This window comes from Nocardia sp. NPDC004722 (assembly GCF_053601505.1).
In genome coordinates, this window is record NZ_JBSGBY010000238.1 from 1 (window position 1) to 11,728 (window position 11,728).

Sequence of the window (11,728 nt, forward strand, 5' to 3'; positions counted from 1 at the left end):
CCCGCGGCTCATCGATGTCACCGACGGCGCGGTGTACGTGGGCGGCACCGATGTGCGGCACCTCGAATTGGAGGCGCTGCGTTCGGAGATCGGCCTGGTGCCGCAGAAGGCGTACCTGTTCTCCGGCACCGTGGCCTCGAACCTGCGCTACGGCAGGCCGGAGGCCACCGACGAGGAGTTGTGGCACGCGCTGGAGATCGCGCAGGCCGCCGACTTCGTGCGTGAGATGCCGCAGGGCCTGGAAACGCCTGTCGCACAGGGTGGTACGACGGTGTCGGGTGGTCAGCGTCAGCGCCTGGCCATCGCCCGCGCACTGGTGCGCAGGCCGCGCATCTACCTGTTCGACGACTGCTTCTCCGCCCTGGACGTCGCCACCGATGTGCGGGTGCGCGACGCCCTGAGGCCGGAGACCTCGAACGCGTCGGTCATCATTGTGGCGCAACGGATCTCGACGATCCGCGACGCCGATCAGATCGTGGTGCTGGAGGACGGCGCGATGGCCGGGATCGGCACCCACGACGAATTGATGCGGGACTGCAACGAGTACCGCGAGATCGTGGAGTCGCAGTTCAGCGCGGAGGAGGTGCGATGAGGCCCGGAGGCGTCAATCCCGGTGCGCCGGATGCCAAGGCGAAGTCCTTCGGCCCGTCGCTCAAGCGCCTGCTGCGCATGCTCGCGCCCGACAAGGCGTATCTGATCGTCGTCTTCCTGCTGGCCGTGGGCTCGGTGGTGCTCAACACGCTGGGCCCGCAGATCCTGGGTAAGGCCACCAACCTCATCTTCGACGGCGTGGTCGGCAAGCAGCTGCCCGCCGGGCGCAGCAAGGACGAACTGGTCGAGGGGCTGCGCGCGAGCGGCAACAATACCTTCGCGGACATGCTGTCGAGCATGAACGTGATTCCCGGCACGGGAATCGATTTCACCGCGGTCGGCCATGTGCTGGCCTGGGTGCTGGCGCTCTACATCGGCGCGGCGGTGTTCGGCTGGCTGGAAGCGCAGCTGCTGATCATCGTGATCAACCGGACCGTGAAGCGGTTGCGCGCGCAGATCGAGGAGAAGCTGCACCGGCTGCCGCTGCGCTACTTCGACTCCATGCCGCGCGGCGATGTGCTCTCGCGCGTCACCAATGACGTCGACAATATGGCGCAGACGCTGCAGCAGACCATGTCTCAGCTGATCATCAATGTGCTGTCGGTGATCGGCATCCTGATCATGATGTTCTGGATCTCCTGGATCCTGGCCCTGATCGCTTTGCTCACAGTGCCTTTGGCGGTCATCGTGACCGCGCAGATCGCCAAGCGCTCCAAGCCGCACTTCGTGGATCAGTGGAAGTTCACCGGTGAGGTGAACGCTCAGGTCGAGGAGGCCTTCACCGGTCACGAGGTGGTCAGCGCCTTCGGCCGCGTGCGCGAGGTCGGCGAGCGGTTCGACGAGACCAATGACAAGCTCTACAACTCGTCGTTCAAGTCGCAGTTCATCTCCGGCTTGATCATGCCCGCCATCATGTTCCTCGGGAACCTGAACTACGTGCTGATCGCCGTGGTCGGCGGCCTGCGGGTGGCGTCGGGCAATCTGTCGCTGGGTGAGGTGCAGGCGTTCATCCAGTACTCGCGCGGCTTCACCCAGCCGCTCACCCAGATCGGCTCGATGATGAACCTGCTGCAGTCGGGTGTGGCCTCGGCGGAGCGGATCTTCGAGATCCTGGACGCCGAGGAGCAGTCGGCGGATCCGGATCCGGAGGATTCGCGGCCGGTGGATCGCGGGCGGGTGGCGTTCGAGGACGTGTCGTTCCGCTACGAGCCGGAGACGCCGATCATCGAGAACCTCTCGCTGGTGGCCGAACCCGGGCATGTGGTGGCCATCGTCGGGCCGACCGGCGCGGGCAAGACCACGCTGGTCAACCTGCTCATGCGGTTCTACGAGGTGGATTCCGGCGCGATCACCATCGACGGCGTCGACATCACCCGCATCACCCGTGATCACCTGCGTTCGCGCATGGGCATGGTGCTGCAGGACACCTGGCTGTTCGGCGGGACCATCAAGGAGAACATCGCCTACGGCAATCCGAACGCCTCCGACGAGGAGATCCTGGACGCCGCCCGCGCCGCCTACGTGGACCGGTTCGTGCACGCGCTGCCGATGGGCTACGACACCGTCATCGACGAAGAGGGCTCCGGCGTCAGCGCCGGTGAGAAGCAGCTCATCACCATCGCGCGGGCGTTCCTGGCCAAGCCGTCCATCCTCATCCTGGACGAGGCGACCAGTTCGGTCGACACCCGCACCGAGCTGCTGGTGCAGCACGCCATGGCGGCGCTGCGCCGGGATCGCACGAGTTTCGTGATCGCGCACCGGCTTTCGACGATCCGCGACGCCGACACCATCGTGGTGATGGAGAAGGGCCACATCGTCGAGCAGGGCACCCACGAGACGCTGCTGCGCGAGCGCGGCGCGTACTCGCGGCTCTACAACGCCCAGTTCGCCGCCGCCATCACCGATGGCGAGGGCAACAATGTGGACGATCCCGAACCGGACGCGGTGGCGCTCAGCAAATCCTGACCCAGCCAAGCCGGACCGGCCCGCACCCAATGGTGCGGGCCGGTCCTCATTTCACGGAGTGAGAGGATGAGCCTTGTGTCTTCTCCCTCCGAGTTCTCGTTCAAGGTCGGTACCCGCCTGGAAGGGCGGCACGGTCGGACGGGCGTGATCAGCACTCCCCATGGGGAGATCGCCACGCCCGCCTTCACGCCCGTCGGTACCAAGGCGACGGTCAAGGCCGTGCTGCCGGAGACCATGAAGGAACTCGGTTCGCAGGCGCTGCTGGCCAACGCGTATCACCTGTATCTCCAGCCCGGTCCGGACATTGTCGACGAGGCCGGGGGCGTGGCCGCGTTCATGAACTGGCGCGGACCCACCTTCACAGACTCCGGCGGCTTCCAGGTGATGTCGCTGGGCGTCGGGTTCAAGAAGGTGCTGGCCATGGAATCGGTCGGCGTGCAGAACGACGATGTGATCGCCAAGGGCAAGGAGCGTCTGGCCCATGTCGACGACGACGGCGTCACCTTCCGCTCGCACCTGGACGGCTCCAAGCACCGGTTCACGCCGGAGGTGTCCATGGGCATCCAGCATCAGCTGGGCGCGGACGTGATGATGGCCTTCGACGAACTCACCACGCTCATGAACACCCGTGGCTACCAGGAGGAATCGCTGGAGCGCACGCGACGCTGGGCCAAGCGCTGCCTCGACGAGCACGAGCGGCTCACCGCGGCCCGCTCGCACAAGCCGTATCAGGCGCTGTTCGGCGTGATCCAGGGCGCGCAGTACGAGGACCTGCGGCGCAAGGCATGTCGTGATCTGGAAGCGCTGCGCGGCGAGGCCGGGACGGGTTTCGACGGGTACGGCATCGGCGGCGCGCTGGAGAAGCACAATCTGGGCACCATCGTCGGCTGGTGCTGTGACGAACTGCCGGAGCACAAGCCGCGCCATCTGCTGGGCATCAGTGAGCCGGAGGATATTTTCACCGCGGTCGAGCACGGCGCGGACACCTTCGACTGCGTGAATCCCTCACGGGTGGCCCGCAATGCGGCGCTGTACACCGACGAGGGCCGCTTCAATATCAATACCGCCCGCTTCAAGCGGGACTTCACGCCGATCGACGAGACCTGCGACTGCTACACCTGCGCCAACTACACCCGCGCCTACATCCACCACCTGTTCAAGGCGAAGGAGATGCTGGCCGCGACCCTGTGCACCATCCACAACGAGCGGTTCACGGTGCGCCTGGTCGATCGCGTGCGAGAAAGCCTGGACGGCGGCTACTTCGACGACTACAAGACCGATTTCCTGGGCCGCTGGCGCGGCCGCATCAAAGCCCCTGGTCTGCAAGGGAATTAGACGCGACCGCGCCGAAATCCCTACTCGTAGATGGCCGAGCGCTCACGCGGGCGGTACGAGGGTTCGCGCTTCTTCAGGAAGGCGATGCAGCGGTAGCTGATCGGCAGCACACACATCTCGACGAGGGTCTTCCACAGGAAGCCGACAATCGTGTAGTTGAGGTAGTCGCCGAAGGTGTTGATGCCGATGGCGGTGGCGGCGATGGAGCAGAACACCAGGGTGTCGCCGATCTCGCCCGCCACGGTGGAGCCGAGCAGCCGCGCCCACAGGTGCTTCTCCTTGGTCTTCTCCTTGATGAGCACCAGGGTGACCGAGTTCAGGAACTGCCCCACGAAGTACCCGGCGATACCGGCGAAGGCCAGCTGCGGGGTATGGCCGAGGACATCGGCGAACGATTGAGCGTTCTGATTGTCGTTGCCGGGCAGCTTGATGACGATCTGGAAGCAGGCGATCATCAGCAGCAGCGCGCCGAACCCGTAGTAGACCAGGCGTCGGGTGGCCCGGAAGCCGTAGACCTCGCTGAGGATATCGCCGATGACGTAGGCGAGCGGGAAGAGGAAGAACGCGCCGTCCAGCGTCAGCGGCAGGACGGTGATAGGTCCGAAGGACACATGTTCCCCGGAGAAGAACTGCACGCCCTTGGCGACGCAGACATTGGAGATAAGCAGGACGGCCGTGAAGGCGACCGCCACCGGCGTGAAATAGCCCCCAGCCGCGTCCGCGAAGCTCGCGTGTTCCGGCGTGGGGTGTCCAGATCGGTCGGTATCGACCGTTTTCGATTCACTCACGCGGAAAGTATCCCTGCCTGGACCGATACACACCGACCGGTGGGTGTCTCCGGGAATGACAGCCTAGGCTGAGCGAATGACGAGTCCCGGCGATTCCGACGAGTGGTGGAAACAGTACGGGGGTGAGGGCGTCACGCCCGAAACCCCGCCCGCGGCGCCACCGCAACCGGCGCCCCAGCAATCGACGCCGCCTCCGGCCGGCTACACCTCGGCCCCGCAGTACCAGACGCCGCCGCTGACTCCGCCGCCGCAGCCGGTGTATCCGAACTATCCGCCGCCGCAGGCGAATTACACGCCGCCGCAGGCGAATCCGGCTCCCGGGTATCCGGCCGCCGGGCAGCAGCCCCCGGCCTACGGCTACCCCGGCTACCAGCCCTACGGGTACGGGGCCCCGGCGCAGCAGACCAATCCGATGGCCATCGCCTCGCTGATCGTGTCGATCATCGGTCTGCCCGGCCTGTTCTTCTGCATCTTCATTCCGGTGGTCTCGGTCGTCGGCCTGGTGCTGGGCATCGTTGCGCTCAACCAGGTCAAGAACAATCCGCAGCAGCAGGGCCGCGGCCTGGCGCTGGGCGGTGTCTGGGTGGGCGCGATCGGCACCGTTCTCGGTGTGCTGCTCCTGCTGGTCCTCGTCATCGCCGGGAACTGGCACTCGACCTATTAGTCCGGCGGCCGTGCGGCAAAAGGACTGTGCGGCAAAAACAATGGGGCGCATCCTCGCGGATGCGCCCCATTGTTCGTAGTGGCCGGGTATCAGCCCTTCAGCACCTGGGTGCCGCCCGCGAACTTGTCGTGCCAACCCTGCTTGTTCGGGTCCTGCTCGATGGTGATCGCGATGTAGATCGCCATACCGAGGCCGACCAGCCACCCGAGGCAGGGAATCAGCTCCACGATGACGTACAGGTTGCGCTTGGCCGAGGTGGCGGGATCGATCGGGCCGCCGCCGGGACCGACCACGCGCAGACCCAGCAGCTTCTTGCCGAGGGTCTGGCCGCCCTGCTGGGTCTCCATCAGGATGAAGTAACCGAACAGCAGAACCGGCAGCAGCACGCTCCAGGCCCAGGCGATGCTGTTGGGGAGGAACGCCTCGATGATGACACCCGGAACGAAGACGATCAGGCTGTCGATAATGCGGGCGCCGAAGCGGGTCCACAGATCACCGGGCTGCGCGGCACCGAAACCCGGTGCGCCGTAACCGGGCTGGTTGCCGCCCGGGAACTGCTGGTACGGCTGCTGCCCGTAGGGCTGCTGGCCATAGGAGTCCTGCTGCCCGAACGGCTGCTGCTGGCCGTACGACGGCTGCTGCCCGAACGACGGAGGCTGCTGCTGCGCATACGGATCCGACTGCTGCCCGTAGGGCTGCTGCGGCTGCTGGGCGTAGGGGTCGGACTGCTGACCGTAGGACGGCTGCTGCCCGTAGGGGTCGGACTGCCCGTAGGGCTGCTGACCGTACGGCTGCTGGGGCTGCTGGCCGTAAGGCTGCTGCCCGTACGGCTGCCCACCCTGCGGATATTGGTTGGGGTCGTACCCACCGCTCGTCATTGTTCGCCGTCCTCGTCGAATTCGTTCGGGATCTGGTCGATCTGGTCGAGTGCGTACGTTACGGACAGGCACTGGGTAGCGACAAGCCGTCAGGGTCGAGTCGCCAGGGTTCGTGCGGCAGGGTGTCCGGCCGGAATCGTTCCAGCAGGTCCGAGGCGGTGTGCGCGCCGCTGTATCCCAGCGAGGCGGCGAGCGCGCCCACGACCTGGCCTGGTGTTTCGCCGAGTGCCAGCCGATCACGCAGGGTGACCGCGCCGTCGCGTTTCGCCAGGCGCTGCCCGGCCGGGTTCAATACCAGTGGTACATGGGCGTATTCGGGTACCGGCAGGCCCAACAGCGTCGCCAGGTACGCCTGGCGCGGGGTCGAGGGCAGCAGGTCGTCGCCGCGCACCACCTGGTCGATGCCCTGTTCGGCGTCGTCGACCACGACGGCGAGGTTGTAGGCGGGCGTGCCGTCGCCGCGCCGCAGCACCAGATCGTCCACCGCGCCGCGGTATTCACCGAGCAGTCGGTCGGTCACGGTGAATTCGGTGACGTCGGCGCGCAGGCGCAGCGCGGCGGGCCGCCCCTCGGCGCGGCGCTGCTGTCTTTCCCGGTCCGTCAGATTCCGGCAGGTCCCGGGGTACGCGCCCATCGGGCCGTGCGGCGCGGTCACCGCCTGCTGTATTTCCCTTCGCGTGCAGAAGCATTCGTAGGTCAGCCCGGCGGCGGTGAGGCGCTCGAGGGCGGTCTCGTACAACGGCAACCGCTGCGACTGCCACACCACCGGCGGATCCCAGTCCAGCCCGAGGGTCGCGAGGTCCTCGAGTTGCCGTTGCGCCGCACCCGCTTTCACCCGGTCCAGGTCCTCGACCCGCATCAGGAATCCGCGCCCGGTCGAGCGGGCGAACAGCCACGCCAGCAGCCCGGTACGCAGATTGCCCAGATGCAGGTCGCCCGACGGGCTGGGCGCGAAGCGGCCGGATCCGGCCTTTGCCGGGGTGGGTTCGGCCTTTGCTGTGGCGGGTTCGGCGGGCACGTTTGTCGATGGTAGTTCGCACGCTTCGCAGTGCTCCCGGTCCTTCGCATTCTTGCGGGCGCGCACAGCGAGTGTGGGTGGATAGTGGAGTTGCGAATTCAGTGCACGATTGTGAGTCGCGGCCGAAGATCGTTCTCGGAGACGGGTTCTCCCTGGTCAAGCATGGTGAGCAGGCCCTCGGCGCGGGCTATCAGCCCGGCGGAGTCGATGCCATAGGGCGTCGGGCCATAGGCCGAAAGACGCTGCGTCGCGCGTTCGAGCAGGGTGCGCGCCCCCTTCGGATTTCCCCGTTGAATGTGGGTGAGTCCAACGGCAAACTGCGCGAGGGCCTGCCACAGCGACTTCTCCGCGAACGGACCGTTCTTCCAGGCGGCCTCGAGTACCTCGTGCGCGTTGAAAGCGAGGCCGACATCGAGCAGGCGTTGGGCGTAGTCGAGGGTCTCCGCGGGCGGCAGGTCGAGATCGTCGGGTATGCGGGGAACACCCGGAGTGCCGAACGGGAGGGGTCGCCCAAAACGGTCACGAGGCCGGGCATTCCGGGCACGTCCGTTCTCGTCGCGGTCTCGTCCGGTTTCCTCCGGTGGCTGCTCGGGCATGTCCCCCATGATTCCCCATGGCGGGAGTCTCGGCCGACGCAGAGTTTGCCGGTCGATGCGCGAATGTCGAGATAACGGAATTCGGACTTCTGAAATTGAAAAGCCTCAAATTGCGGCTAATTTGGCGCAAATAATTAGCTGGCTAACCTTGCCATAAATTTGCTGATTGAAAACGAAAGAATGCGATCTCCTTATGACGAACCCTGCTAGTGTTTAGCGCGGGAACGGCCATCGGGGGTGCATTCCCATCGCGAAGTGCAGAGAACTGGTTGTACGGAGCGTTTGCGTGCGGCCTGTGGCGCACCAGGGGTTCGCCATTTTCGAGGGATCCCGAGGTCACCAAGATCGATGCCAGCAAGATCTCGAGCCTGACGCAACTAAGGAGCTAGTACCGTGAAGGTGGATTACACAGGCGCCGTATGGCGCAAGAGCAAACACAGCGGCCCCAACGGCAACTGCGTTGAGGTTGCTTTTCTCGGTGACGGCAATGTGGCTGTCCGCGACAGCAAGGAATCCGGCCGCGGGCCGATCCTGGCCTTCACCCCCGGTGAGTGGGACGCCTTCGTAGCCGGCGTGTCCGACGGAGAGTTCAAGCGGGCCTGACCGCACCCCCGCGCTTGACCCCCGCTCTGGTCAGCCCCAACCTGGCCAGTCTCGACCGGGAGAAAATTGAAGCCCCGAGTCCCGGAGACTCGGGGCTTCGCTCTGTGCCGGGTGGTCAGCTCTGTGCCGGGTCGTCAGTCCGGCCGGTGCCCGTTCCCCGCCGCGCCCTCCTGCGCCCGCCTCAGTACTGCCAGCTGGGCGTGTTCGGCCTCGCGGTCGTTGGCGACGTTGGCCTCCTGCTCCTGCGCGGGGTCCGCCCGGAAGAACGCGCCGGTGCCCGGCCGTCCGGCGATGCCCAGTTCGTTCATCTTCCGGGGGACCTTCGCGCCCTGGTATTCGAGGGGGACCGGATGGCCGTGCTCGTCGATCGGACCGAGCGGCTGATGCACCTCGATGTACTCCCCGTGCGGAAGTCGCCGCACCACACCGGTTTCGATGCCGTGCTCGAGAATCGAGCGGTCGCTGCGCTGCAAGCCCAGGCACAGCCGGTAGGCGACGGTGTAGGCCAGCGGCGGGATGGTGAGCAGCCCGATGCGGAAGGCCCAGGTGGTGGCATTGAGGGAGATGTCGAACTTGAAGGCGATGATGTCGTTGACGCAGGCCAGCGTGAGAATCAGGTAGAAGCTCAGCGACATGGCACCGATCGCGGTGCGCACCGGCACGTCCCGCGGCCGCTGCAGCAGATTGTGCCGGGCGCGATCGCCGGTGAGCCGCTTCTCGATCCACGGGTACGCGATGATCAGCGTGAAGATCAGCGGCATGAACAGCGCCACCGAGAACGCCCCGGGCACGGTATGCCCGAACGGGTACATCTCCCAGGCCGGGAACAGGCGCAGGAACCCGTCGGTCCACATCATGTAGAAGTCGGGCTGGGTGCCCGCGGAGACCTGAGAGGGGTTGTAGGGCCCCAGGTTCCAGATCGGATTGATCTGCAGCAGCCCGCCCATGATCGCCAGCACGCCGAGGGTGAAGGCGAAGTACGCGCCCTGGTCCAGCGAGAACACCGGCACGATGCGGGTGCCGACCACATTCTTCTCCGACCGGCCCGGACCGGGGTACTGGGTGTGCTTCTGATACCAGACCAGCGCGATGTGAACACCGATGAGCGCCAGCATGATTCCGGGCAGCAGCAGCACGTGCGCGATGTAGAGGCGCGGAATGATGATGGTGCCGGGGAAGTCGCCGCCGAACATGAGCCAGTGCAGCCAGGTGCCGATGACGGGGCTGCCCAGCGTGATACCGGCGAAGGCGGCGCGCAGGCCGGTGCCCGACAGCAGGTCGTCGGGCAGCGAGTAGCCGAAGAAACCCTCGAACATGGCCATGATGAACAGCAGCGCGCCGATCACCCAGTTGGCCTCGCGCGGCTTGCGGAACGCGCCGGTGAAGAACACCCGGCACATGTGGATGATCATGGAAGCGGTGAAAAGCAGTGCGGCCCAATGATGTACCTGCCGCACGAACAATCCGCCGCGAACGTCGAAGGAGATGTTCAGCGCGGTCTCGTAGGCGCGGGACATGGTGACCCCGCGCAACGGCTGGTAGGACCCGCTGTAGGTCACGTCCTGCATGGACGGATCGAAATACAAGGTCAAATAGACGCCGGAGAGCAGCAGAATGATGAAGCTGTAGAGCGCTATTTCGCCGAGCAGGAACGACCAGTGGGTCGGAAAGACCTTGTTGATGGATCTTTTCAGGAATGCGGCACCCCGGTACCGCTCATCCGCCTCATTGGCTTGCGCCGCCAGTCGAACGGCGGTCTTGGATCGATGTGCCGTGGTTGCCATTGCGGTCACCCCGCCCCCGGGACAGTGATTAGGCTTCTACTACAAACGGTAGCACCCAGTGGCGGTGCGTCGTAGGGCGTTTCGCTAGGGTCGTCGAGTGAATTCCCTGGCTGCCCGCGACGCGACCATGTACTGGCTGTCCGCGCGCACCCGCAATGATCTGTTCCTGCTCTACTGCTTCGCGGACACCGGATGCGACGCGGAGCGGCTGCGAACGGCGGTGGCGAACCGGGTCGCGCATATTCCGGATTTGCTGGTACACGTGCTGGACACTCCTGCAAACATTGCGTATCCGATTTGGGCGCCTTGCGAATTCACGAATGACCAGTTCGTCGATCATCCACACCGGTCGGCGACGTGGGCGAATGTCACGGCCGACATCGGTGCGCTGCTCGGCACGGGTTTGCGTGCGAACGAACGCGCCTGGCGGCTGCATGTCTTCCGAAATGTCCGGGAAGTCCCGGGATTCGCTACCGGTGAGTCCGCGCTGGTAGTGGTGCTCCAGCTATCCCACGCCCTGGCCGACGGCCGCCGCGCCGCCGCCATCGCCCGGGCGTTGTTCGGGCGCAGCGAATTTCCGGCAGCACGCGGGGAGGGGCCATTGTCGCGGGTCGCCTACGCTCTCGCGCCGGAGTCCGTCCGGGGAACGGCAATGAGCGCTCTCGCCGCTATCTGCGCCATACCCGGCATCCCAATCGGTATGGCACGCACCGTTGTTCGCGGTCTGCGCGCCGCCGCAGCCCAGTGTCGGCTGGCCGAGCTCACGGCCGCCGGGCAGCTCCCGCCGCCCGCCTCCGACGTCGAACCGAACCTCCTGAACGGCGGCGGCTCGACACCCCGGACGCATGGCGTGCGAATGCTGGTGTGCGACCGGAATCGGCTGCGGGTTCCGGGCCGCTCTGTGACGGTGGTGGCGCTCACCGCCGTCTCGCTGGCGCTCGAGCGCTACCTGCGCGACCGCGGCGAGCCACCGCCGCAACTGCGTGCCCAGGTACCGATGGCGGCGGACGGCCCGGCCCGCAACGGGTACCGCGACCTGTCGGTGGATCTGGCCGTGGCCGTACCGCTTCCACAGCGTGCCGACCGCATCGCCGCCGACCTGGCCGCCCGCCGCGAGCGCGCCGCCCATCCGCTGCAGCACGCGCAGGACGCCGTGACCGCGGTGCTCCCGGCCCCGCTACTGCACCGGGACGTGGCGCACGCCCCCCTCGGCACACTCCCCGAACGGGTTTCGGGCCACATCGTGGTATCCAGCGTGGACCGGGGCGCGGCGGACCTCGAATTCGGCGGTGGCGCAGTGCGTTTCACCGCCGGGTTCCCGGCGCTCGGCACGGTCATGCACCTGACCCACGGAGTGCACGGCCTAGGCGACACCGTCACGCTCTCGGTGCACGCCGACCTGGAGGTGCTGGCGGATCTCGACGGTTATGCCGCGCTGCTGGAATCCGCGGTGGACGAGACCGTCCACGCGCTGCGCCGGGAATCCGCGCCGGCGCGAGGGAATCC

Annotated in this window: 11 protein-coding genes; 6 read left to right on the forward strand and 5 right to left on the reverse strand. The window is 66.3% G+C overall.

What is annotated here, in order from left to right:
- The 3 genes from ACWELQ_RS22830 to tgt all read left to right on the forward strand — a co-directional run.
- A partial coding sequence (locus ACWELQ_RS22830) for an ABC transporter ATP-binding protein (protein ID WP_452399076.1) occupies positions 1 to 592 on the forward strand: 592 nt, incomplete at its 5' end.
- A complete protein-coding gene (locus ACWELQ_RS22835) occupies positions 589 to 2,556 on the forward strand; it encodes an ABC transporter ATP-binding protein (RefSeq protein WP_452399077.1) in 1,968 nt (655 codons plus the stop codon). The genes ACWELQ_RS22830 and ACWELQ_RS22835, both read left to right, overlap by 4 nt.
- 75 nt (positions 2,557 to 2,631) lie before the next feature.
- The gene (gene tgt, locus ACWELQ_RS22840) at positions 2,632 to 3,891 is read left to right on the forward strand and encodes a tRNA guanosine(34) transglycosylase Tgt (protein ID WP_452399078.1); all 1,260 of its coding nucleotides are present in this window, start codon (positions 2,632 to 2,634) and stop codon (positions 3,889 to 3,891) included.
- A gap of 20 nt (positions 3,892 to 3,911) precedes the next feature.
- Here tgt and ACWELQ_RS22845 read toward each other — a convergent pair whose 3' ends face one another.
- Positions 3,912 to 4,679, reverse strand: coding sequence for a queuosine precursor transporter (locus ACWELQ_RS22845; RefSeq protein WP_452399079.1), 768 nt, complete (start codon positions 4,677 to 4,679; stop codon positions 3,912 to 3,914).
- A 76-nt stretch (positions 4,680 to 4,755) separates the two neighbouring features.
- Between ACWELQ_RS22845 and ACWELQ_RS22850 the strand changes: the two genes are divergently transcribed.
- Positions 4,756 to 5,343: a DUF4190 domain-containing protein gene (locus tag ACWELQ_RS22850; protein WP_452399080.1), complete on the forward strand. Its 588-nt coding sequence runs from the start codon at positions 4,756 to 4,758 to the stop codon at positions 5,341 to 5,343.
- A gap of 89 nt (positions 5,344 to 5,432) precedes the next feature.
- Here the strand turns inward: ACWELQ_RS22850 and ACWELQ_RS22855 are convergent, their stop codons facing one another.
- The 3 genes from ACWELQ_RS22855 to ACWELQ_RS22865 form a co-directional block, all read right to left on the reverse strand.
- A complete protein-coding gene (locus ACWELQ_RS22855; protein WP_452399081.1) occupies positions 5,433 to 6,221 on the reverse strand; it encodes an RDD family protein in 789 nt (262 codons plus the stop codon).
- A gap of 58 nt (positions 6,222 to 6,279) precedes the next feature.
- A complete protein-coding gene (gluQRS, locus tag ACWELQ_RS22860) occupies positions 6,280 to 7,239 on the reverse strand; it encodes a tRNA glutamyl-Q(34) synthetase GluQRS (RefSeq protein WP_452399082.1) in 960 nt (319 codons plus the stop codon).
- Positions 7,240 to 7,337: 98 nt separating this feature from the next.
- On the reverse strand, positions 7,338 to 7,835 hold the full coding sequence (locus tag ACWELQ_RS22865) for a DUF309 domain-containing protein (RefSeq protein WP_452399083.1): 498 nt from the start codon (positions 7,833 to 7,835) through the stop codon (positions 7,338 to 7,340).
- A 393-nt stretch (positions 7,836 to 8,228) separates the two neighbouring features.
- Here ACWELQ_RS22865 and ACWELQ_RS22870 point away from each other — a divergent pair, with 393 nt between their 5' ends.
- A complete protein-coding gene (locus ACWELQ_RS22870) occupies positions 8,229 to 8,438 on the forward strand; it encodes a DUF397 domain-containing protein (RefSeq protein ID WP_379367488.1) in 210 nt (69 codons plus the stop codon).
- A gap of 134 nt (positions 8,439 to 8,572) precedes the next feature.
- Here the strand turns inward: ACWELQ_RS22870 and qcrB are convergent, their stop codons facing one another.
- Positions 8,573 to 10,222 (reverse strand): cytochrome bc1 complex cytochrome b subunit, encoded by a 1,650-nt coding sequence (qcrB, locus tag ACWELQ_RS22875; RefSeq protein WP_452399084.1) that lies wholly within the window; start codon positions 10,220 to 10,222, stop codon positions 8,573 to 8,575.
- A gap of 97 nt (positions 10,223 to 10,319) precedes the next feature.
- Here qcrB and ACWELQ_RS22880 point away from each other — a divergent pair.
- Positions 10,320 to 11,728, forward strand: a 1,409-nt coding sequence (locus ACWELQ_RS22880; protein WP_452399085.1) for a wax ester/triacylglycerol synthase domain-containing protein, incomplete at its 3' end; no start/stop codon positions are given.